A 23,510-nucleotide genomic window follows, 5' to 3' on the forward strand; every position below is an offset into this window, starting at 1 on the left:
TATAATCCAGCCCCGGTATAAGACTTAAAAAATCTGTACGTTGTAGATACGAATTCACTGATTGGGCGTGAATGCAGAATTGAGCTCGTGAAGGCGCACATAGTACGGTGAAAGACAGTGCCGGGCAAGTCAGGACTTGAAACGGCGAGGGGTGTAAGTAGAGGTTTATTCGGCTATTTGCATTCTAGGGTTGGAGATCAGAACGGTTGATGTTTTTTAATCGCGCTATTTTGTGCAAAACCTGGTTGGATCGTGGATAAGCGCAACAACTTGTTATGTGCAAAAGTTGGTTGGGCTGCGAATGCTCGTTATCGGCCAAAACCGGACTGCTGTCTATAATTTTGAGAGACAGTAATTGAATGATTAACCGCCTTTCAAATTAGCCCTACATGCTTGATTGAAAGAACTGCCCCCATTACTTTCTAACAAAATCCTGATACCGAGTAATCGCTTCCCTCGATTCGAACCCAATTGGCTCAATAACCAATGAACCTGCAAGCATCTTAACGGCAATGCTTGACTGATTGTGGCTTGATAACTGCTCCAAGGCCACTCCGCTGACTCTTTGACCCTCTGCGCTCTGACCGGATTCAACACCACATAACGAGCAAGTTCAAGCAAATGACTGTCCTTTTTCACCAAAAGGGCTTTATAACGTCCTTGAAATACATGACCGACTCTTCTATGTCGCCGATTGAATGTTTGCGTGTAAACGCCATTCAACTGGCGCATGCCCTTGGATAAATTGCCCTCTATCGTTTCCACGACAACATGGTAATGAATACTCATCAAACAATACGCATGACAAACCCAGTTAAACCGCGAACAAACGTCGTTAAACAATTCGAGCCAGTTAACTCGGTCTTCATCGTCAAGGTATATTTCATTCCTCGCATTACCCCGCGAAGTCACATGATACAACCCGCTAATCTAAGTGGTCTCGCCATAAATCACAGCACAGACGATTTTTGCTATATTACAAGACCTGACCCTATTTCCTTGCTATTTCCTCTTTTAAAAAAGGCTGATAACCGAACGAAGCCCTATTTTGCTAAAAATCGAGTCTTTATTCCAAGCACGGACAACAAGCCGCTTATAAAAAATAGAACTGAAGAAGGAAGAGGAACATTCGAAGCAGGAGAAGAAACCCAACTGTTAACAGAACCACTCGACCACCTGAATTCCGGCTCAGGATGATATTGAATTGAATACCACGAAAAGCTCGAAAGCAGGAGTCCAGATTCTGTCGCTATCGGCTCTCGAGGCGTGATCAAACTTTTGGACTCGAATTCGAGACTGCCTTCCTTGGCTTTCAAATAGAGTCCTTCTGAAAATATAGTCCCGGTAACCGCTAAATTTCCACGCTTTGAATTTAGCGTCAAAGTAGATGTAACCGGCATTTTAATGACTCCTTCGATTAAAATGTCGCTCTTACTCACCAATTCGATTCGACTATTTTCAGGAGCGGTAAAACTTACCGTTACACCCTCCGCCACAACAACTAAGTCATAGCTAAGAACGGTATCGCCGTTTAACTCAAAATTCACATCCTCAATCGGATTAAAGACCGTTGCCGCCACCGACAGTGGCATCGCTAACAATCCCAAGAAAAGCCATAATGCCACCCGAGCCCTGCTGCACACCTTAATCATGAAAACCTCTTAAACCATCGGTCACCAATTTATGACCATCTTACGCTCTTAAGATTAAATTAATGTGACAGCCACGAAGCCACGGTCAACGGGTCAGGTCTTGCGATCACGCATTTAAAAAAAGCTTGAAAGACCGCGTTTCAATAATAAAACTGTTGGCCTTCATTCCAACCTCATTTTGCATATAGCCGTTTATTCCTGCAGTAGCGTGATCAACGGATGAGTCATGCCTTAAATGGAGGGGCAGACATTAATTTCAGTGTGGGTTGCCTGCTTTTCGCAACCCAACCATTAACGCGATGGCCTTGCAAAGTTGGGTTCGCTATCGCCAGCCGCAACCTTCACGGTGCATCACCTTATTTGCTCTTTGAATGGTCACGGCAGATAAATCGCCATCAATACCCGGTTAACTCAACATAACCTTGTCCTGAAACTGGACGGCCGTTTTTCTCTCCGGTCAGTTTGACCGCGCCTTCCCAATAACGGTATCGCCCGTTCAACTCTTGATCGTTGAGGAAGGGTGTGATTTCCAGACTGATCCCCTGCTGCGGAATAGTCAACCGCCATTTGGCCGGGTAAGTGCTATGGGAATGCGGGCTTGTCCACTGTTCGGAAACGTCAATATTGACGCTGGCGGCGTTGAGACGAAGCTGGGAGTTATCCGCTTCAACGATGATGCCGGAACTGTAAGTGTCGGCCTTGCCATCCTTGCGTCTAAGCCGGTAAAACATGATTTCACTGTGATCGGACAATTGCAGTGAAAACCAGTCCCAACCGGCTTGTTCTGCAGACAGGGCACTGGTACTCCATTCCCTGTCCATCCAGCTGGCGCCGGATACCGAAAAAGATTGATTGTTTATGCGGATGGAACCCGCCGTCGTTAGGCGAGTAAACGAATAATAATAAGAGGCATTGCCCGCTTGCTCACTTTTCTGGCTAAGACCTTGATTGCCTTGCAATACTAAAGGTTTGTCCATCGTCAGTTGTAAATCAATCGCCACCGTTGAGTTTTTGGCAGTCAGCTTGAGCGGGAAAACAGTTTGGCCGCTGCCTTCAGCCGACCAATCGTTAAGCCAAACCCGAAAGGGTTCAGCTTCAGCGCCTGCCAAATCCAGTCCGGCACGACTGAAACGTTCGTCATGATAAAAAGTGTTGCCTTGAATATCCGTAACAGTGAAGTGAGCCATATACATCTGCCGGTTCCGCCAGGCTGATTCTGACATGAGGCGCTCGGTCGATTCAGAGGCGGTTGTCTCTGCCGCCAAGGCAAAACGGAAAAATGTCAGTTGATAGCCGAACGGCCGCCCTGATGCATCTTTTAGATTGCCTGTGAAATACCACCATTCGGTCCGATAATCAGGATGAGCGCCATGGTCGGCAGGAAATTCGAACAGTCTGGGAGAATAGGCTTTGGCAAAACCTTTATCGTCAGCCATCAATACGTTAGCTGCGGCATCCTGACTTTGCATTGCTAATCTTTCATTCGTCTGAAAAAAGCGAACGCCTGCAAACACCAGCAACGCGCTGATGAGCAAAATGCTGATTGAAACGGCAGGCTTTTTCATCATTCGTTACGCAAGGCGATGGCCGGACTGGTTTTGGCCATTTTTAAGGAAGGCAGAATGCCGGCCAGCAAGGCTGCGATTAATGCCAGCAGCAAGCCTTGAAACAGTGAGGCCGTATTCATATGAAAATCCATTGTCCAGCCGAATGAGCGTTGATAGACCACAAATATCAGTACATAGGCGACGATAAAACCAACAGGAATCGAAAAAACACCGGCGACCAGTCCCATCAATCCGGTTTCTGACGTGATCATGATCGATAATTGTCTGGGCGTTACGCCAATCGCTCGGAGAATTCCCAGCTGCCGGGTTCGTTCGTATTGCAAAGCCATCAGCGCGCCAAATACGCCGACAAAGGCAATTCCTGCCGCCAGCCAGCGTAACGCCTCGGTGACTGCAAACGTTTGCCCGAAGACCTGCATCGATGCCTCATAAATAGCTCGGTTGGACCTAACCGATTGAGCGCCCTTCAGCAAGCCTGCAATCTGCGGTTCCAGTGCGCTTAGATCGGTATCCGGCTGGGCATAAATGCCGATGCCGGTGAAGCCTAAATCAGGCCAGTGGCGTAAATAGAGTGTGCGGCTCATTGCAATATGCCCCCGGTCGCCGCTGTAATCCTTGTAAATGGCCAGTATTTTGAAGGCCTGTTGACCTTGTGCGGTGTGCAGCAACAGGTCTTGTCCGGGTTTTAGCCCGTGATGATAAGCGTAAGGTTCGGTGATAAAAACACCTTGTTGTTCAAAGGTCTGCCATATATCGGCTTTTGGCGGGTGAGTAAAAAGGAAGCCGTGTTGGGCTTGATCGTTGAGTTCGAAAACAGACGCATCAATCAAACCGTTCACGCCTCTGATACGCGTGTGCAGCACACTGCTGAGCTTGGATACTCCCGGAATTTCAGCTATTGCCGTTTTCAGTAGCTGATCGACCGCAGCTTTGTTATCAGCCAGTTTCTCCCCGGGCAAGGCCACATATAAATCTGCCTGCAAGCTGATTTTTAGCCAGTCCGATACGGTTTGACGGAAACTGGAAATCATCAAATCCATGCCAATAGTTGCCGATACGGCAATCATCAGGGCGGCAATGGCGATGCCGGTCCGGCTTATCTCTGCCGTCACCAGTCGGGGCGGCAGTTTGCCCAGCACACCGAATAAGCGCCCCGTTAGCCATTCGACGCCTTTCATAATGACCAAGGTAATGCCGGGAGTCATCAATGCAAAACCGAACAACAGCATAAAGATGCAGGCCAAGCCTAGCCTGATGCTTGTTTCGGAAAAATAGGCCAGGCCCAGGCCCAGAAAAATGAATACCACGCTTAAACTGGTCGCAATTTTGATGATGCGTCTGATGCCCGATTCCAGTTGCGAGCGAATAATCACCGTGGAAGGCGCCAATCGGGTCGCTTCCAAAGCGGGCGGCAAGACGGCCAATAGCGTTGCACCAACACCCAGTCCTATGGCTTTGCCGATTTGCCAGTAAGAGACAAACCAATCGCCGCCTTCAATCCTGAAAAAAATACTGTTCACGGTTGCCGAGACCAGATGCAAGAGACCTTGGGCTAACATAATACCCAGCAAAATACCGGTGCCGGTGCCCGCCAGGGCCAATAACAAGGCTTCCTGCACAATCATTGTAAACACCTGTTTTCGACTGACGCCCAGTAAACGCAAACTGCCTATCAAGCGCCACCGTTGAATCACCAGAAAGGTCATGGTGTTATAGATGAGAAACATGCCCACCAGTAGCGACAGCAAGCCCAATGCATTCAGATTGATGGAAAATGCTTCGGTCATTTGCCGCATGGCCTGATTGTGCGTTTCCATGGCAATCAACTCAGCGGTATTCGGCAGGCTGTCTCGGATAGCATCGATCAAGGAAGGTTGGTGATCACTGTCATCCAGCACCCAATCAATGAAGCTCAGTTTACCGGATAAACCGGTGACTTCCTGAGCGGTGGCAATGTCGGTGATCAGCATGTTATCCAGCGCGTGTCGGCTTAACGAGTCGCTGAGTGCGATCAAACCGATGACTTGCATCTTCCGCTCACCCTGGCCTGTGCTGATTGTCAGCCAGTCATCAACCTTCAATTCGAGTTTTTGGGCGGTATGCTCGCTGATCAAGAGGGTATCCGGTTCTGTGATTAAGCGGCCGGCGAGTGCCGATTGATCCTCGGTCAATGCAGTTTGCCAGCTAGCCTGAAGGCCTTTTTCAGCAAACGGATCGATACCCAGTAAAGTAAAGCGCGACTCGGGAAATTGGTTGAGTATGACGGTTGATTGAAGTGCCGGGGATAATTTGCGCAGTCCCTTATCGATTTTGAGTTGACGATAAATACGCTCATCAAGACCGCCATCGCCGCCTATGATTCTGTGCGTTGCCGTACCTGAAATAGCGCGTCCAGCCTGAGTGAATGATTGCAGCGAGCTTTCCAGCGCGATATCGATAGCAATGACGACAGCAACGCCCAGTGTAATGCCTAATAATGCCAAGGCCAGTTGCCAGGGATGTTTCAATAAAAAGTTGCGGCTGGCGCGGTTTATTAATGAGCTCATGATTTCTTTTCAACGGTAACCAGCGTTTTGTCCCGTATTGTAAAGACTCTATCGGCCAGCCCCATAACTTCCTGACTGTGGGTTGCCATGATCATGGTTTTACCGGTTTGACGTACCAGCGTATCCAATAACGCCAGGACTTGCTTGCCGGTTTCCAGATCCAGGTTGCCCGTGGGTTCGTCGGCTAAAACGATGGCCGGTTCATGGATCAGCGACCGGGCTATTGCGATACGTTGCTGCTCGCCTCCCGAAAGACGGTCCGGATAACTGTCCTGACGCGGCTTTAAGTCGAGTTTATCAAGCAGGTTCAAGGCTTTTTCCACATCAGTATCGGTAATGCGGTGCAGTAATTCCAAAGGCAGCAGTAAGTTTTCCAGTACGGTCAGCGTTGGAATCAGATTGTAAGCCTGAAATACAAAACCGATATGCCTGCGCCTGAACAATGTGCGTTCGTTTTCCGGCAGTGCGGTCAATTCAGTGCCCATGATGTTGACCCGTCCACTGTTGGGCTGGTCGATACCGCTCAGCAGGTTCAGCAACGTTGATTTTCCCGAGCCGCTTCTGCCCAGCAGCACGATCAATTCGCCCTGACGGATATTCAGCGAGACATTACCCAGAATCGTTTGTTCAAGTCCTGACTCCCAATAACTTTTGGTCACTTCTTGGAGTGAGATGGCTGTTTCCATGGTTTTACGGGTTGAGTTGAGAGAAAACGGAACGGAATATGCCCCAAATAGGCTATATATCAAGTTCACGCCGATTATCGGTAAAAGTTACTTTACGCCTGTTTCCTGATCAGTGATGGGGTTAATTTATATCGAACCTGCGATTGTGCAAATCAGATCCAGAGGGACAAAACAGAAGACGGCCGCCTTGATAAACATTAGAATGCAAAAAATTGTCATGATAACAAGATCCGGATGCAGTCGTTAAGACCGGGCTGATTTCGGAGAAGATATTTAATTAAGGAGCATCACATGGATAAATACGGCCATATTTTGGTTGCAGTGGATTACTCGCATCATTGCCGCATCGTTGCAGAAAAAGCCCGGCAACTGGCAAGTCTGCATCAGGCTAAACTCAGTCTCTTGCATGTACTGGATAATATCCCCATGCCGCAAATGCAGTACGGCACGATAATACCGCTGGATGAGTTGTCCGATAACACGCTATTGGAAGCTGAAAAAACCAGACTGATAGAACTGGGCAAAGATCTGGGTATCAGCAAAGATAATTGCCAACTGGTTTGGGGCATGCCCAAGCGTGAAATCACATTGTTTGCTGACCGCAAAGATGTGGATTTGATTGTCGTCGGTTCGCATGGCCGGCATGGCATCGCCTTGTTGCTGGGTTCTACAGCCAATGCTGTGTTACATCATGCTCACTGCGATGTGCTTTCGGTGCGTTTGAAAGATTGATGGTAACTACTCGTCCGCTTTGAATTAAGGGTGGTGTAGATGCTTGATTTCAAAGGACGCATAGATACGTCCCTGTAGCTCTCTGCAACATCCCTGTTGCAGAAGCCTTTTCAATCAACCACCTACACCCACTAAAATGGGAGGGGGTGAGCAGATACGATTAATGAAAATAAACCTGCGATGGGCGTGAGGCTGCGTCATAATCGAAGTCCGCCCTAAACCGGGTGCTTAATTTTCCGGAGTGATGAAAAACAGCTTCATGAAACTTTGGTTGGTCGTTGGCAATTCGAAAACGGCTTTCGGATGCTGATTAAGATCTACTTAATTTACTGCCATTACAGTCTCCTCGTTCTATCAAGATACTCCCTGTATCGTCTGGTTTGATTTGTGAGCTAACAGCAAGCGCTCTTGGCTCGCTTATACCCCCAGAACTTCGCTTACCCCGGCTATTAAACTCAAGACAGGGCAGTACTCTTCAGTTGTTTAAATTAGGAGAAATTTATGGTTCAAACAAAATGGGTCAGATGTTTATTTTCTGTCATGTGCTTACTACTGCTTAATTCGAAATGCGCTTTGGCATTTGAGTCAGGAAACGATTTGCCTGTTGGAAATTATCTAAGTGCTGTTACTGCAGGTGATTTTAATGCCGATCAAAAAGCTGACCTGGCAGTCACCAATTACTATGATGGCACCCTTTCGATTGTGTTCGGAAACGGCAGTGGAAATGTATCACAGCCATTGCTTTACCGGGTAGGCAACGCACCGATGCATGTTCATTCAACCGACTTGAACGGTGACGGCATAACAGATCTGGTTGTCGCCAATTACCAAAGTCATAATGTTTCAGTGCTGATGGGCAGAGGGCAAGGTTCTTTCAGAGCCGCCAGGAACTATTTGTCCGGAAAAACGCCCATTCAGGTAGTCAGTTCGGATTTTAACAATGACAAAATACCCGATCTGGCCGTTGCCAATAGCAGTACCAACTCGATATCACTGATGCTTGGAAAAGGAGATGGAAGCTTTTTACCGGCCAGTAGTTTTAATGTGGGTCTACAACCCAGTTCACTCGCGGCGGGTGACATTAATAGAGATGGCCGTACAGATTTAGTCGTAGCCAATTACAAAGATAATACCGTATCGGTGTTATTGGGTGACGGTAAAGGCCTGTTTTCTCCGCAAAAGAAAATAGCGGCAGGTTCCGGCCCTTATTCACTGGCATTGACAGACCTTAATAGAGACAGCAAACCGGATGTTGTTGTAACCAATTACAAAAGTGGCACTGTTTCCATCTTATTGGGTAAAGGGGATGGTAATTTCGTAGCCATGGGCATTATTGCCGTCGGGCAAACCCCACGGTTTTTGCTGAGTGAAGACTTAAATAACGATAAAATTCCTGATCTGGCAATAACCCGTTTTTCGGATAACAAAGTGACATTATTATTAGGCAAAGGGGACGGCCGTTTTTCCGCGCCTGAAATTTTTGCAGTGGGTAATGGGCCGACGTCTATTGCTGCCCGTGATTTCGATCGCGACCAAGCATTAGATCTTGCGGTTGCTAACCATTATGACGGCAGCCTCTCTATGCTGTTTGGTGAGCGGTCAGATAGCCAATCGCCACCGCCCGTGAGTCAGCCGCCCGCTCCAACGCCCGGTCAACAGGACGGTGGTTTGGCGGCTATTGAACAAAGTGTCCTCCAGAAAATCAACGCTTACCGTGTTTCGCGAGGTTTAGCCTTATTAACTGCCGACAACACGATCAGCGATGTGGCAAGAATTCATAGCCAAAATATGGCGTCAGGATCAGTCTCTTTTGGTCATGACGGTTTTCAAACGCGTATTCAAACCATTGCTCAAGCACTGCCTTATCGCAGCGCCGGTGAAAACGTGGCTGCTAATTGGGGTTACGGCGATCCGGCAGCAACAGCGGTTGATGGCTGGTTAAAGAGTGCTGCTCATCATGCCAGTATTGTGGGAAATTATCGAAAAACAGGGATAGGCGTAGCCAGAAGCCGTAGCGGAGAAGTATTTCTTACCCAAATCTTTTGGTATTGATTTTTTATCTCAAGAAAAAACGAGGGAATGATCGCTTTACGTTGTTTTTATCATAATCTGGAGTTTGTTCCGGTTTATAAGCAAGTCAAACCCAAATCGGTAAAAAGTGGATCTTGGTTTCTAATCGTTCAGGTCTTTACATGCCTAAAAGTAGCTTGTTTTACCTAATATTCAGCCTTGTATTACTTTCCTGTAAAGCTCAGGAACACTCTGTTGTTCGATCGGAAACAAGGCACACAGAAAACAGATTAGTGCTGGTCTGTGATAATGGTTATGACATAAGCGCCATCTACTATGCACCTAATTCGGAAGGCATATTGTTGAAGCTGTCTTTAAAAATCAGTAAAGCGGGGAAAACGGATGCCGTGGAAATGATCCCTGCAATTGCTGCCAGCGGCGCGAAATTCGAGACTCCGGATGGTCAACTGTCTTTTTGGGAGCATCAAGGCGAGTTTACGTTGGGAAAAGGCGATAAGAATGTCAGCGTTTGTCGTCAAGCCGCCAAGAAATCAGTGCCCTAAGAGATAGCTGCGAAAAGAGACGCATCTCTTTTCGCAGTGTTTTCCGCAAGAATGCCTAATGGCCTTGTTTTTTAATGGGTTGTGATTTAGTCGTGACGGTCTTTTTTAACTCGTGTTCCGGCTGTGGTGCCAAGCAGGCCAAAATTGTTACCCCATTGGCCAATAAATGAGTTTTTATCAGGACTAAACTGGAGTTCAAAGTCGGATTGGACTGTTACATTCGGTGCCGGGGAAAAATCGAGAGACAATGTGGCAGAGCAATCAGGATTAATGGATGCTGTTCCACTCACCGGTCCTGTAAATCCAGGAACGACTGAACCATTCGAAGAAACGCTAAAGGCACACAAACCAAATGCCAGTCCCTTCTTAATCTCTATTTCGCAACGTCCGGTATGAGGATTGGCTGGAGAGACACTGTTTTGGAACATGACATAATTGCCGTTTAAGTGGACGTTCTGGCAATGAGGGCCGGCTTGTATTTGATAGGGCATGAGTAGGCCGGCTAACAAAAGAATTTTTTTCATTAAATTTACCCTGTTTATAGGTCTGGAAAATTGTTGATCAATGTGATTGTTATATGATTTTCAACCCCTTCTTAATAGGGATTCGGTCTTTGCCTTAGTGATGGGGCATACTTAATTGTCTAAAAGCAGATGTTTTTTATAAAGGCCTAAACCGCTTGAAATGACTGCTCCCGCTCGGCCTCATGATGCAATGAGCACTTAATATGCCATCAATGATTTCAAGGCTTTCGATGTGAGCAACAAACAATTTTATGGGTGAAATGGCGCATATTGCGTGCCCTGACGCAAATGAAAGGATAACTTTTGGGTAGCTTTCAGCGGAGCAATAAAGCAAAGGTGTTGCTCCGTCTAGGTTGCGGTTGGCGATAGCCAACCCAACATTTCAAGGCCATTACTTTAATTGTTGAATTGCGAAAAGCATGCAAGCCAATCTACGCTGAATTATACCTTTCGCACTTCAAATATCGGCAGTGCCTTAGGTGGAAACGGGTTGTTCGGCATAGAGCCTACGTGGATGGTTTTATGGCGTCCTTTGACGGGCACTCCGGTGCCGAATTTCGATCTACGATGGGTATATTAAAGTTTTGTGAAGGAAAAATGTCATGCAGTGTGCTGACGAAAACGCACCTTATCGTGTTGCCTTTGGATCAGTATGGGTCAGCTTTAAAACGCTTTTTTCATTGGACAAAATTTCTATTAATTCGCCCTGCAATTCCTGATTATTCCATGACTTGTTTAACCGACCGCTGTAGCTGAAGCGATCGGTATAAACAGGCTTCAAGGTGAATTCCAGCCATCGTCCGTTAATGCGGCCTTCGCCAGTTTCATACACTTTTTGCATGACAGGGTCGATGTGTTCAATGTTTACCTGACTGCCTTGCTGAACGATTTTCAGATAGTTGCCGCCATCAAAATACCAGTGTCCGGAAAAATCGGCAGGCAGCCAAAGTGCCCAAATGATGCCGGACATAAGCAAGAGTAAGGAGATAATGCCTGCTATTTTTTTACGGTTAAAACTTTTCCCATCGACTTGCTTTTGTTTCTCAAGGTTCTGGTCAAGAAGTGGATTGACCGATTCGATCAGTTTTTCTACATCGGCTGCCCACCTGCTATCGGTCAATTCGATCGCTTGCCGAAAAGCCAGCGCAGAAATACTCTCCGGTAAGTCGCTGGGCGCAGGCATGCGTGCACCTTTCACTAAAACAGGAATAATGTGAATATTGCGTTGCAGTGCCGTTTCAATTTCCAGGCGAACAAGATCCTGCGGATCATCAATCCTGCGGCGGCCTGACTCGTCCAGACACATAAGCCATTCTTTACCCATCATAACCAGCATGACGTTTGCGCTGTTCAGATTGTCATTGATGGTCATAAAAAAGTCCTGACCGGGTGAGATGTCGTCATAATCCCGGAATACCCATTCCTCACCCCATTCTTTCGCCAGCCTGTCCGCTAAACGCCCAGTGTATCCGGCGCTATCGTTACGGCGGTATGAAATAAAAACGATGCTCATCACTTGCTCCCCCAAAACAACCTTGACGTTGAATTCTCATTTTTGGTTTTGTAACGCGAATGCTTGTTTCGTTATTGCTTCATCTTTTTGGTGCCAGAAACGCAAGCGACAGTTCATCAACAAAGCGATGCCAGGTGTATCCAAGTCGCCAATGTCAAAAATTAAAAATGTCGCTTATGGCGATAGCATGATCAGGGCGATTGCCAAACAGGCTGCCAGAGTTTTTACCCGGAAATGTAATCATTTCCAGCTTCTTTACCTATAAACGCTGACTGAAATTGTTGAAGAAAAAATCGACGACAATAGTCTTTTCATTGTCTAAAGGACTGGTGAAATAATAAAAGCGGCGAACAACGCAGGTCAGATGTTCAGGTGAGTAATCCTGCTTGAACGGTGAGCGATATTAACCGGGATTTTCGCGCTATTGCTTTAAACAACCCTGTCCTGTGGTTCTTTGCCGCCGAAAAAATCGGCCAGATTGGCGAGGACGCGATTGCCCATTGCGGTTCTTGTGCTTAAGGTTGCGCTGCCCAGATGAGGTAGCAGGGTCACGTTATCCAGCGTTAAAAACCCTGGGTTGATATTCGGTTCGCCTTCGTAAACATCCAGTCCTGCACCGGCAATTTTGTGATGACGTAGTGCGTCAATCAGCGCTTGGCTGTCAACGACATCACCACGGGCCGAGTTAATCAGATGAGCCGAAGGTTTCATCAATTCGAGCGAATCGGCATTGATGAGATGTTTGGTTTCCGGACTGCCGGGGCAGTGCAAGGAAACATAATCGGCTGCTGCCAGCAATTCCGGCAAGGTTGCGCAGCGTTCAGCTTTTAATTCATCGACTACCGATTGATCGGCGGCGCGAGGGCTGAAATAAATGATTTTCATGCCAAAGCCATGGTGCGCCTTACGTGCCATCGCTATCGCGATGCGTCCGAAACCAATCAAACCCAATGTGGTGCCGGTGACATCGCTGCTCAGCATATGGGTTGGGCACCAGCCGGTCCATTGTCCTGCTCTGACCTGGCGGTCTCCCTCGGCGCCGCGCCGCGCGGACATCAATAATAAGGTCATGGCCAGATCGGCGGTGCTTTCAGTGAGAACGCCGGGTGTATTGGTGACTACGATGTTGTTGGCTTTGGCGGCCTGGATATCGATATGATTGAAACCCACGCCAAAATTTCCCAGAATTTTACAGCGTTTATCGGCTGCATTCAGCACATCAGCTGGAAACGCGTCGCAGACCGAAGGGCAGACTGCATCATAGTTTTGCAAGGCGGCTTTAAATTCATCGGCCGTCAAGGGACGGTCATCGGTATTGAGCGTGACATCGTAAAGTGCATTGAGTTTTTCTTCGACGGAGGAAGGCCATTTACGCGTAACAAAGACTTTGGGTTTACTCATGGGCTATTCTCGAAGGGTGTTGCTACAGAAAATGACGTAGGCTGTTATCGTACCAAACGAATGGAATTGTTTTTTACACCAAAAGGCATGATCCAAATGAGGGCTCATCCGGGTTGGAGCCCGGATTAGCCGTCGCGAGATGATCGGTTTTAAGCTAACACGCAGGAAAAACTTTATGCAGTTGCGCGGTAGTATTCAACGGCTACGCCAACGCCGCTGCCGGGTTTGATATCAAATCCATTATCAAGCAATGCCATTTCCACGCCTGCGAACGCGCCTAACATGGAGACGTCATTCATGTCGCCGACGTGGCCGATACGGAATACTTTTCCTGCCACTTCCGACAGTCCTGCGCCCAAAGACAAATTGTATTTGCTGTAAGCGGTGCTGATTACAGCACGAGCATCTTTATCAGCCGGAACAACAACCGCTGTCACGGTATTGGATTCAAATCCGGGTTTGGCGCATTGTTCCAAGCCCCAGGCGGCTACTGCCTTGCGAGTGCCTTCCGCGAGTCTATGGTGACGGGCGTAAACATTTTCCAGGCCTTCTTCAAGCAACAGGTCTAACGATTTACGTAAACCATAAAGCATCGGAATGGACGGTGTGTAAGGCGTGTAGCCGTCTTTATTGGCGGCGAGTTGATCTTTAAGATCAAGAAACGCTCTTGGGCAACGAGCAGTATCGCAGGCTTTAATCGCTTTTTGACTGAACGCAACAAAAGCGCCACCGGCAGGCAGCATGAAGCCTTTTTGCGATCCGGAAATTGCGCCGTCTACACCCCATTCATCCATTCTGAAATCAAGGCTGGCTATTGAGCTGACGCCATCGACAAACAGTAAGGCCGGATGATTAGCTGCATCCATTGCTTTACGAACGCCGCCTATGTCACTGGTGACACCGGTCGCTGTTTCGTTGTGAGTCGCTAGAAAGGCTTTGATTTCATGTTTGGTGTCGGCTTTTAGTCTGGCTTCAAGGTCATCCAAAGGAATGCCTTCACCCCAGGGGCGCTCAACCACGGTCACATCAAAACCCAGGCGGTTCGCCATCGCGGCCCATAAATGGCTGAATTGTCCGAAGCGGTAAATCAATACTTTATCGCCAGGGCTTAACGTATTGGTCAATGCAATTTCCCAACCGGCGGTTCCGGTTGCAGGAAATATAAAGGCATGACCGTCCTCGGTTCTGAATATTTTTTTCAGATCAGCGAGCAGGGGTTTGAACAGGTCAGGAAATTTGGGAGAGCGATGGTCTTCACCGTTAACATTCATCGCACTCAGTACTTCTATCGGAATGTTGGTGGGACCTGGAACGTATAAATGATTACGACCTGCCATTGTGGGTGCCTCTTTAAATCAGTTTAAAATGGGATGAAAAAATGAAAATTGGCGTTGATGCCAAAAGCCAACAATGATCCCACAGTTGATTTGAATCAGCAAGCCCGGTTTATGTCAGGTCGGCTAACGACTTAAGCGATTATCAGCAGGGCTAAATCAGCTGTTTTTCGCGGCTTTGTTGTCGATGCAGCACATCATCACTCTATCACCAAAGCGTCAGTATGCGCTGCAAATCAGGCCTTCATTGTTTAGGGTTGGGGCCAAACCGGTTAACTCCGGGTTTGCTGTCTTGCACCATGAACACGATAAGTGCAATGACGCCGACGATAGGAACGAATGCAATAAGCAGCCACCATCCGCTTCTATCGGTGTCGTGAAGTCTTCTTATGGAAACGGCGATACCGGGAATAAGAACCGCCAATGAGTAAATGCCGCCGAATAGACCTACGCCTGTTTCAGCATTAAACGTGCCGGTCAGTCCGTCTATAAACGCCATGCCAATACCAATCAGCATGTTAAACAGGACGAAATACCAGTACTCGCAGCGTCTGGCTCTGCCGTTGAACTCGGCATATTTTTTGAGAACCTCAAGGTACCAATTCATATTTTTTTCTCCTAAAGTTTTCGTTAATCAATTATAAACATTTAATGTACCTGCTCCCGCCCTCCAGTTTTATGGGGTGAAGGTGTTTGATTTCAAAGGACGCATAAATACGTCTGTGTAGCCCTCTGCAACAAACTCGTTGCAGAAGCCTTTTCAATCAATCGCCTACATCCTTTATTCCAAGCGGGCGAATAGTAACCGTTGTAATAGCAAATAAAAAAATATCTGAAAGCGGCGGAATAAATCCACTATCCGGATGGCTTAACAAGTAGTCCGATTGCGAAGAAACGTCAAGTTAAAAAATTGACATTATCATCCTCAAAAGTAAAATGTCCGATTGTTTTGCGCTCGGGTCAGTTCCTTGATAGCCGAGGTTAGCCAAGTGCCTTTTTTAAAGGCCTTACTTTTTGATTTTTTAACTTGTCTGTTTAGGAACGTACAAAAAATGAGTCATACCTTATATGAAGCGTCTGTTCAACGCGTGCAACGCTGTGAACTCGCTGTTCCCGGCTCTAGTCCCGATATGTTTGAGAAAGCATTGAAAAGTGGCGTTGATTTTGTGTTTCTGGATCTCGAGGATGCAGTAGCGCCAGATGACAAAATTCAAGCGCGCAAAAACGTGATCGAGGCAATCAATGATCTGGACTGGAAAGGGAACGGGATTACCGTTTCTGTGCGTATTAATGGTTTGGATACTCAATTTATGACCCGTGATGTGGTCGATCTGGTCGAGCAGGCCGGGCATAAGTTAGAAACCATCCTGATTCCTAAAGTTGGTGTTTATTCCGATGTTTACATGGTCGAAGCCATGGTCAATCAGTTGGAAATGCAGCAGCGCTTAAAAAACAGAATTGGTATCGAAGCGTTAATTGAAACTGCGCTGGGTATGGCCAATGTAGAGGATATTGCGCGTCAAGGCGCATCAGGACGGCTTGAGGCACTGCACTTTGGTGTTGCCGATTATGCTGCAAGCAATCGGGCAAGAACGACCAATATCGGCGGCTTGAATCCTGATTATCCGGGTGATCAATGGCATGCCGCCATAAGCCGTATGACTGTGGCTTGTCGTGCTTTCGGCTTGCGTCCCATAGACGGTCCCTTTGGTGATATTAAAGATCCAGACGGCTATAAAGCTGCGGCTAGACGTGCGGCGGCGCTGGGTTGTGAGGGTAAATGGGCGATTCATCCTTCCCAGGTTGCATTGGCTAATGAAGTCTTTACACCACCGGCAGCAGAAATAGACAAAGCCAAACGCATTTTGGCGGCATTAAAAGAAGCGGCCGCACAAGGGAAAGGTGCTGCTGCACTGGATGGCCGGTTGATTGATGCGGCGTCCGAAAAAATGGCTAACAATGTCGTTAAAGCTGCAGAAGCGATTGCCGCTAAAAGCCAATAAATAAAAATGTCGAGGGGGCGGTTGCTCCTTCGTTGATGATTTTCTTGAAATAGTTGAGGGTGATGCATTGGATATCCACGAGTATCAGGCGAAGGAAATTTTAGCGGAATACGGCGTGAAGATCGCTGACGGCGGTTTAGCCTACAGTCCTGAAGAAGCCGTCCAGCGTACCAGAGAAATCGGGGGTTCAGTTTGGGTGGTTAAAGCCCAGATTCATTCCGGTGCGCGAGGTAAAGCAGGCGGTGTCATCATCTGTAAAAGCCATGATGAAGTTGAAGCTGCGGCCGGTAAATTATTGGGCAAGCGGCTTGTGACTCATCAGACAGGGCCTGCCGGTAAAGTCTGTTACCGGTTATATGTAGAGGCAGGTACCGAAATTGCCAAGGAATTGTACTTTTGTCTTCTGGTGGATCGCTGTGCAGAGCGTATTGTCATGGTCGGCTCCGCACAAGGCGGGATGGATATCGAGACCCTGGCAGCAACGCAGCCGGAAGCCATCACTAAAATTTATATAGAACCCTCGGTAGGCTTGCAGGATTTTCAGGCAAGAGAGATGGCTTTTGCGCTGGGTATACCTGTGTCAATGTTGAATGCCGCGGTAAAGACCATCAAGGGTATTTATCGGGCAATGCGTGCCAATGACGCCAGCATGGTTGAAGTCAACCCCTTGGTTATTACGGCAAAAGAGGACTTGATTGCACTCGATGCCAAAATGGGCTTTGATGATAATGCTTTGTTCCGCCGGCACAGAATCGCCGAACTGCGCGATAAAACTCAAGAAGATCCCCGTGAAATGGCCGCTGCTGATCGCGGTTTGAGCTATGTCGGACTGGATGGCGATATTGGTTGTATGATCAATGGCGCAGGTCTCGCGATGGCCACTATGGATATGATTAAACTGGCAGGTGGTGAACCGGCCAATTTTCTGGATGTTGGCGGCGGCGCTTCGCCGGAGCGGACTGAAAAAGCTTTCCGCCTGGTATTGGCGGATAAAAATGTCAAAGCCATGTTGGTGAATATTTTTGCAGGTATTAACCGTTGCGACTGGATTGCGGAGGGTGTCGTTCAAGCCGTCAAGAAAATCGATATGAAAGTGCCTTTGATAGTCCGTTTGTCCGGAACCAATGTTGACGAGGGAAGGCGAATTATTGCCGAAAGCGGATTGCCCATCATCATGGCAGAGACTCTGGCGGAAGCGGCTGAAAAAGCTGTTCAGGCTCGTAATGAAGTTGTCGCTAATGCTGCCGGCTAAGAGGAAAAGTAATGGCTATTTTGATTGACGAAAACACACGCATAATTGTTCAGGGATTTACTGGTAAAATCGGCAGCTTTCACGCTCAGGACATGATCAATTACGGCTCAAAAGTCGTGGGCGGCATTACGCCCGGCAAAGGCGGACAGACGCACTTGGGTTTGCCTGTCTATAACACGGTTAAGGAATCAGTTGAGCAATTGGGGGCCGAGGCCAGTATCGTTTTCGTGCCGCCTGCATTTGCTGCCGACTCGATTATGGAAGCCGCTGAAGCCGGAATCAAATATTGTGTGGCGATAACAGACGGTATCCCTACGCAGGATATGATGAAGGTCAAAAACTTTCTGCGCAGGTTTCCTGTCGAGGCGCGCATGGTTTTGACCGGACCGAATTGTGCGGGCACGATTAGCCCGGGTCGAGCGATGTTGGGAATAATGCCAGGACACATTTACAAGCAGGGTAATGTCGGCATCGTCGGACGCTCCGGTACGCTGGGTTATGAAGCGGCGGATCAGATGAAACGGTTGGGTATCGGTATTTCGACTTCGGTAGGCATCGGAGGTGATCCCATTAACGGCAGTTCTCACCGGGATATCCTTGAAAAATTCGAGCAGGATCCGGAAACCAAAGTGGTTTTGATGATTGGCGAAATCGGCGGTCCTCAAGAAGTAGACGCAGGACATTTTGCTAAAGAACACATGAGTAAACCCGTGGTAGCGTATATTGCCGGATTGACCGCACCTGAAGGGCGTCGGATGGGGCATGCAGGCGCCATTATTTCCTCTGCAGGTGAGAGCGCAGCCGAAAAAGTCGCTATGCTGAGAGACTTGGGCGTTATTATTGCGCCTACGCCGTCAGCGATGGGTGAAACGGTTGCTGCAATTTTGGCAAAATCTTAAAGCTCATAAGTTTTAATTTTATCGTCTGCTTCAGTCACGTAAGTTATTCTGTTTTCGTTCCAGTAATGGTCTTTTTACAAATCATTGCCGGAACGGCTGAAAATGCCAGTCAACGAGTTAAGCTATCTTAACTTCAGTCTTCCCGGATGTTTATACCCTCATGAATAAACCCGTTATCTACGCACTTGATTTTGACGGTGTGCTCTGTGACAGTGCGGTCGAGACTGCAATAACCGGATGGAAAGCCGCCTTGCAGTTGTGGCCGGATATGACGCCTGTGTTTCCTGGACAACGCTTGATTGATGAATTTCGAAGGGTCAGACCCATCATTGAAACCGGTTTTGAAGCTATTCTGGTCATGCGCCTGCTTCATGAAGGTGAGTCCAGTGACTACATTTTTGAACATTTTGCTGAAATCAGACCGACGCTTATCGAAAAGTCCGGCCAATCGATAGACGGTCTAAAACAGTTGTTTGGCGAAATCAGAGATGCCTGGATCCATGATGATTTGCCCGAATGGCTAACCTATAATCCTTTGTTTCCGGGAATTACGGAAAAATTGAGGAACCTTGAGAATCAGGGGCATTGGTTTGTGGTCACGACTAAACAGGAACGGTTTGTGTCCCACATTTTAACGGCCAATCATATCTTTATTCCTGGCGACCGGATTTTTGGCCTGGACCGCAATAAAAGCAAAGAAGATATTTTGATTGATCTGGTCAATTATTTTCCCGATGCATCCATGCATTTTATCGAAGACCGATTGATCGCCTTGTTGAATGTGCAGAAAAATCCACAATTGAAAAACGTCAAATTATTGCTGGCTTCCTGGGGTTACAACACTGAACAGGATAGAGGTGAGGCCGAGCGTAAGGGAATTGAATTGCTGGCTATAGAGAATTTCATTATTTAGTCGTTGGCTGGGTTGCATGCTTTTCGCATACCAATAATTAACACTATGGTCTTGAAATGTTGGGTTGGCTATCGCCAACCGCAACCTCCGGGTGGATCACCTTTCTTCTGACTTGTTAAGCCGAGTCATCCTCGGTTTGTTTAAATATCAAAACTTTGTGGTAACCTGATAAAGTTAAAACTTGCTTCGGGTCTAATCATTCCATGTTTACCAATACCTTACCGATTATATTTTCATCCAGCCAGCTGATAGGTCCGTTGGAGTTTTTCATCATCTTTAGTACTTTATTCGGGGTCATTTTTATCAGCGCTCCTTTTCCCGAATTGGATTGGGAGATGCCGGACGTCAAAACCTTGAGTCTGTATCAATACCTGCTTGCTATCTGGAATGGCGCGCTTGGCTTGAATAAGCTGTTCTGGCCTTTTTTCATCGTTTTTAATGCGGGTCTTTACGGGGCGGATGCACTGGTTCAGTCAGGAATGATCAGTGTTTCCAGTTGGTCAAACATTCATGTCATGATGCTGGGTCCGGTTTTGTGGTGGACACTGGGTGTCTGGAGAGGTTCTTCTCATTCAAGTTCACGGCTTTGGATTGCCTTGGCACGGTTGATGGTCGTATCCGCTTATATCGAATACGTGATGCGGTTCTATATCAGTAAGGCGTTGCCTCGGCTTTTTTTCAATTGTGAAGAATTGTTGATGGATTATTTTCAGTGTTTTTAATCAGAATACTCCCGTGAAACGCTTGTTTTTTGCGCTATGGCCTGATGAATCTGTGCGTGAACACTGTACGGGTCTGATCAACAAGCTGGATTTATCGGTGATGAAGCCCATTAACGCCGGAAATGTGCACGTTACGCTCTGCTTTTTAGGTTCGGTCAATAGTGATTGTGAGGCGGCTTTAATGGCTGCAGCATCAGAGATTGTCATGGAACCGGTCAGTCTGACCTTTGATCAACTAAGTTTTTGGAAGGTGCCCAAGGTACTGTGTTTGACCAGTTGCCTGGGTGATTTGGGTGCAGCCCGTTTGGCGGGCGAACTCTGCGCTGTGGCTCGCAGCTTGGGGATTAGGCTCGATGAAAGGCCTTATTTGCCGCATGTGACTTTAGCAAGAGGAGTAAAAGATAAAGTGGAAATAGCCTTTGAACCGATTGTATGGACGGCTCATTCATTTTGTCTGGTTCAATCATGCTCGACTGATTCGGGCGTTGAGTATCGGGTTCTTAGGTGCTGGTCTGCTTATCCTGAATAAGTTTTGTCTGATAGCTGTTTGACTTCGCTGATGAGGCTGCCTTCCGCTAAGCGGGTATGAATGCGGTCTCCTTCTTTGAGTTGCGTAGAGCTGTTTATCACTTTTCCCGTTTTAATTTCTGTTACCAGGGCGTAACCCCGATTCAGCGTGGTCAGAGGGCTATAGGCATGCAAGTTTTGGCCTGCCTGGATAAGACGCTGGGTTAGCCGTTCCAATTTGACGCGTAAAGCGGCTATCAGGCGCTGATCTGAATGCGCCAGCCTCATTTTTAGTGTATTGACGAGGTTGGATGGCACTTGTTGATTGAGTTTTGCCGATTGAATGGCCAGTGCGCTTTTGTGATGATGGATCAGGTTGCCTATAGCCCGCATCATTCTGAGTTCCATTTCGTCAACCCGTTGAGCATTGCGGGCCAGCTTTTGTCCCGGGTGCTGTTGCTCCAGACGTTTGGCCAACCACTCCATTTTTTGCTGTTTTTGCGCTAATTGACGGGACAGTTGTTGATGCAATTTCCATGCGTAGGATTGGAACGCCGTTTGCCATTCTCGCTGATCCGGAACAGCGTGTTCTGCAGCAGCCGAGGGGGTCGCCGCTCTTAAATCTGACACAAAGTCGGCGATGGTAAAATCGATTTCATGCCCTATCCCCGCAATGATGGGAATAGGGCAGGCAAAAATGGCTCTGGCGACTATCTCTTCATTGAAAGCCCATAAATCTTCAAGCGAGCCGCCTCCGCGAGCCAAGATAATGAGATCACAATCGCCCGACGCAGCCGCCGTATTCAGGGCTTTGGTGATCTCGTATTTTGCGTTTTCTCCCTGAACGGCCGTTGGATATATAACGACAGGTATCGCCGGGAATCGCCTTTTAAGAACGGTCAGCACATCTCTGATTGCGGCGCCTGTTGCCGATGTGATTACGCCGATGGCTGATGGGAGCAAGGGGATTGATTTTTTATACCGGGCATCAAATAAGCCCTCTTGTCCCAGCTTGAATTTAAGTGCTTCAAATGCTCTTCGCAGCGCGCCGTCGCCAATCTCTTCAAGTTCATCAACAACCAGTTGATAATCGCCCCGGGGTTCGTATAAAGTCACTTGTGCGCGAGCTATCACCTGCATGCCGTTGTCCGGTTTAAAATGAGTCCTGCGATGTTGCGAACGAAACATCGCGCAACGAACCTGAGCCTGGCTGTCTTTAAGCGTGAAATAAATATGGCCTGAAGAGGGTGTTGTCAGGTTGGATATTTCGCCCTCAACGCGAATACTTAAAAAATGCTCATTAAGTAAGCGTTTACTTTCATTGTTTAACTGTGAAACAGTCAATATTTTCTGATCAAAGTCGGTACTATCTTTATTCATTAGTGAGGATTATCTTTTTTTCGTTAAGTCACTATTAATTTTGCGATGCGCATTATATGCGCCGTTGATATCAATAAGGAATTTTTATGAATCGAGTCAGATTGATTGCTTTTCTTTTCTGCAGTTTATGGGCTGCATCCGGTTTTGCCGATTACGGTGGCGGCCTGTCTCAATCTCAAATGGATGATAATTTTCTGAATCAGTTTGCAGCGAGAAAACAATTGCAGCAAAGGAAAATTGAAAAAGCGTACAAAAAGGGCTTGATCACGCGTCAGGACTTGAGGGTTTTATCGAGAGGCCAGGCCAAGTTGGCACAATTGGAGCAACGATTTAAAGCGGATGGCCAGTTGAGTCATAAAGAAAAACTGGTTCTGTCCAAAAAACTCGATATGCTGAATCAAAAACTCACTACTTACCGGTATTATTCGTCTTACCAAGCCGTAAAACCTCGTTCATTTGCAGAGACCAGCGGTGATTCAGTAACAGTTCCTGCTAAAAATGAGCCTTACAGAGGTATCAATCCACCACCGATACTAGAAGGTTTTAAAATGAAATAGCGTCTATTTATCAGCTTTTAAGCTTATTTTCCCGTTCTATGAGTTGCATGTACTTTTGAATGGTTGATTCCATGGCGTTTGAAACCCCCAGTAACTTGCAACCGATCTTTTGAATTTTATATGGTTTATCACTGTTTACCGGAATACAGTTGGATATTTCTAATGAGACCTTAATCTGACTTATGTTTTCCAGATCAAGCGTAACGTTGGCGTACTGAAGCCCCTGTGTCCACAAATGATGATATTCACTGTTGTCATCTAAGAATGAAACGCCTGAGATGCTAAGATCATAAACACGTAATTTTAAGATTTCTTCAGTTTCCAGACTTAAATTAACGAAGCTTTGTTTTGATAGGGGTGACTTGACGCGATAAAATCGCCTCCGTTGGAACCAGAATAGCTTTTCCGGTAATGGCATTGCAAAGACCACTTCTCCTATCAGCTTGACAGGTTTGATTTTTTTTCCTTCGAATCTGACACGAATGCCCGAAAAATTGCATTTAAATTCAATGTCGGTGGAAAGCGGAAGCTGTTTATTCAAATAGTCTTTAGGCCCGTAATCAAAAAATAAAATCCCTTTTTCGGGATCAATTTCAATCAACGTTGTTATAAACGATTCATTATTTCCGAATTGAACAGTGATCAATGTTTTCTGTTTGAGCAAAAGCGTCAGATTACTAATGATCTGCTGTTTGCCCTTAAGAAGATACGCAATTTCATTTTCCATGGAAACGTTATACTTTGTTCT

The 23,510-nt window shown here is 47.0% G+C and carries 22 protein-coding genes; 10 read left to right on the forward strand and 12 right to left on the reverse strand.

Translation table 11 applies throughout. The annotated features are described in order from the left end of the window. Positions 1 to 363 precede the first annotated feature (363 nt). The 5 genes from GO003_RS06390 to GO003_RS06410 all read right to left on the reverse strand — a co-directional run bounded on the left by GO003_RS06390 (position 364) and on the right by GO003_RS06410 (position 6,452). Positions 364 to 912: a transposase gene (locus GO003_RS06390; RefSeq protein ID WP_231088848.1), complete on the reverse strand. Its 549-nt coding sequence runs from the start codon at positions 910 to 912 to the stop codon at positions 364 to 366. 131 nt (positions 913 to 1,043) lie between these two features. Beyond that, positions 1,044 to 1,625: a hypothetical protein gene (locus GO003_RS06395; protein ID WP_159655474.1), complete on the reverse strand. Its 582-nt coding sequence runs from the start codon at positions 1,623 to 1,625 to the stop codon at positions 1,044 to 1,046. 422 nt (positions 1,626 to 2,047) lie between these two features. Beyond that, positions 2,048 to 3,220: a lipocalin-like domain-containing protein gene (locus GO003_RS06400; RefSeq protein WP_159655472.1), complete on the reverse strand. Its 1,173-nt coding sequence runs from the start codon at positions 3,218 to 3,220 to the stop codon at positions 2,048 to 2,050. After that, positions 3,217 to 5,766 carry an FtsX-like permease family protein gene (locus tag GO003_RS06405; protein WP_159655470.1) on the reverse strand — a complete coding sequence of 850 codons (2,550 nt, stop codon included), beginning with the start codon at positions 5,764 to 5,766 and terminating at the stop codon, positions 3,217 to 3,219. The genes GO003_RS06400 and GO003_RS06405 overlap by 4 nt, the downstream gene beginning before the upstream one ends. Next, entirely contained in the window at positions 5,763 to 6,452 is a 690-nt protein-coding gene (locus GO003_RS06410; RefSeq protein ID WP_159655468.1) for an ABC transporter ATP-binding protein, read from the reverse strand. Before GO003_RS06410 ends, GO003_RS06405 begins: the two co-directional genes overlap by 4 nt. Before the next feature lie 291 nt (positions 6,453 to 6,743). Here GO003_RS06410 and GO003_RS06415 point away from each other — a divergent pair, with 291 nt between their 5' ends. From GO003_RS06415 to GO003_RS06425, 3 genes are all read left to right on the forward strand, one after another. Beyond that, positions 6,744 to 7,184, forward strand: coding sequence for a universal stress protein (locus tag GO003_RS06415; RefSeq protein ID WP_159655466.1), 441 nt, complete (start codon positions 6,744 to 6,746; stop codon positions 7,182 to 7,184). 501 nt (positions 7,185 to 7,685) lie between these two features. After that, positions 7,686 to 9,236, forward strand: coding sequence for an FG-GAP-like repeat-containing protein (locus GO003_RS06420; protein ID WP_159655464.1), 1,551 nt, complete (start codon positions 7,686 to 7,688; stop codon positions 9,234 to 9,236). A gap of 251 nt (positions 9,237 to 9,487) precedes the next feature. Next, positions 9,488 to 9,757: an MliC family protein gene (locus GO003_RS06425; protein WP_159655462.1), complete on the forward strand. Its 270-nt coding sequence runs from the start codon at positions 9,488 to 9,490 to the stop codon at positions 9,755 to 9,757. Between the two features lie 86 nt (positions 9,758 to 9,843). Here the strand turns inward: GO003_RS06425 and GO003_RS06430 are convergent, their stop codons facing one another. The 5 genes from GO003_RS06430 to GO003_RS06450 form a co-directional block, all read right to left on the reverse strand. Continuing rightward, a complete protein-coding gene (locus GO003_RS06430; protein ID WP_159655460.1) occupies positions 9,844 to 10,281 on the reverse strand; it encodes a hypothetical protein in 438 nt (145 codons plus the stop codon). 628 nt (positions 10,282 to 10,909) lie between these two features. After that, complete coding sequence (locus GO003_RS06435; RefSeq protein WP_159655458.1) at positions 10,910 to 11,794, reverse strand: toll/interleukin-1 receptor domain-containing protein; 885 nt, start codon at positions 11,792 to 11,794, stop codon at positions 10,910 to 10,912. 429 nt (positions 11,795 to 12,223) lie between these two features. Continuing rightward, positions 12,224 to 13,195, reverse strand: coding sequence for a 2-hydroxyacid dehydrogenase (locus GO003_RS06440; protein ID WP_159655456.1), 972 nt, complete (start codon positions 13,193 to 13,195; stop codon positions 12,224 to 12,226). A 173-nt stretch (positions 13,196 to 13,368) separates the two neighbouring features. After that, the gene (locus GO003_RS06445) at positions 13,369 to 14,532 is read right to left on the reverse strand and encodes an aminotransferase class V-fold PLP-dependent enzyme (protein WP_159655454.1); all 1,164 of its coding nucleotides are present in this window, start codon (positions 14,530 to 14,532) and stop codon (positions 13,369 to 13,371) included. Positions 14,533 to 14,773: 241 nt separating this feature from the next. Then, positions 14,774 to 15,136 carry a DUF805 domain-containing protein gene (locus GO003_RS06450; protein ID WP_159655452.1) on the reverse strand — a complete coding sequence of 121 codons (363 nt, stop codon included), beginning with the start codon at positions 15,134 to 15,136 and terminating at the stop codon, positions 14,774 to 14,776. A 445-nt stretch (positions 15,137 to 15,581) separates the two neighbouring features. On the opposite strand from GO003_RS06450, the gene GO003_RS06455 reads away from it, so the two are divergent. The 6 genes from GO003_RS06455 (at position 15,582) to thpR (ending at position 20,847) form a co-directional block, all read left to right on the forward strand. After that, positions 15,582 to 16,532: an HpcH/HpaI aldolase/citrate lyase family protein gene (locus GO003_RS06455; RefSeq protein WP_159655450.1), complete on the forward strand. Its 951-nt coding sequence runs from the start codon at positions 15,582 to 15,584 to the stop codon at positions 16,530 to 16,532. Between the two features lie 67 nt (positions 16,533 to 16,599). Further along, positions 16,600 to 17,784 (forward strand): malate--CoA ligase subunit beta, encoded by a 1,185-nt coding sequence (locus GO003_RS06460; RefSeq protein WP_159655448.1) that lies wholly within the window; start codon positions 16,600 to 16,602, stop codon positions 17,782 to 17,784. 11 nt (positions 17,785 to 17,795) lie between these two features. Then, entirely contained in the window at positions 17,796 to 18,683 is an 888-nt protein-coding gene (sucD, locus tag GO003_RS06465; protein WP_159655446.1) for a succinate--CoA ligase subunit alpha, read from the forward strand. Between the two features lie 160 nt (positions 18,684 to 18,843). After that, a complete protein-coding gene (locus GO003_RS06470; RefSeq protein WP_159655444.1) occupies positions 18,844 to 19,596 on the forward strand; it encodes an HAD family hydrolase in 753 nt (250 codons plus the stop codon). Between the two features lie 203 nt (positions 19,597 to 19,799). Beyond that, on the forward strand, positions 19,800 to 20,318 hold the full coding sequence (locus tag GO003_RS06475; protein WP_159655442.1) for a hypothetical protein: 519 nt from the start codon (positions 19,800 to 19,802) through the stop codon (positions 20,316 to 20,318). Between the two features lie 13 nt (positions 20,319 to 20,331). Continuing rightward, positions 20,332 to 20,847, forward strand: coding sequence for an RNA 2',3'-cyclic phosphodiesterase (gene thpR / locus GO003_RS06480; protein ID WP_159655440.1), 516 nt, complete (start codon positions 20,332 to 20,334; stop codon positions 20,845 to 20,847). On the opposite strand, the gene xseA is transcribed toward thpR, so the two are convergent. Then, on the reverse strand, positions 20,835 to 22,205 hold the full coding sequence (xseA, locus tag GO003_RS06485; RefSeq protein WP_159655438.1) for an exodeoxyribonuclease VII large subunit: 1,371 nt from the start codon (positions 22,203 to 22,205) through the stop codon (positions 20,835 to 20,837). The genes thpR and xseA overlap by 13 nt on opposite strands. Positions 22,206 to 22,291: 86 nt before the next feature. Between xseA and GO003_RS06490 the strand changes: the two genes are divergently transcribed. Continuing rightward, on the forward strand, positions 22,292 to 22,762 hold the full coding sequence (locus tag GO003_RS06490; RefSeq protein WP_159655436.1) for a hypothetical protein: 471 nt from the start codon (positions 22,292 to 22,294) through the stop codon (positions 22,760 to 22,762). A 10-nt stretch (positions 22,763 to 22,772) separates the two neighbouring features. Here the strand turns inward: GO003_RS06490 and GO003_RS06495 are convergent, their stop codons facing one another. Beyond that, complete coding sequence (locus tag GO003_RS06495) at positions 22,773 to 23,489, reverse strand: flagellar brake protein (RefSeq protein WP_159655434.1); 717 nt, start codon at positions 23,487 to 23,489, stop codon at positions 22,773 to 22,775. Between the last annotated feature and the right edge of the window lie 21 nt (positions 23,490 to 23,510).

Origin of the sequence: Methylicorpusculum oleiharenae (assembly GCF_009828925.2) — a bacterium.
Classification (GTDB): domain Bacteria; phylum Pseudomonadota; class Gammaproteobacteria; order Methylococcales; family Methylomonadaceae; genus Methylicorpusculum; species Methylicorpusculum oleiharenae.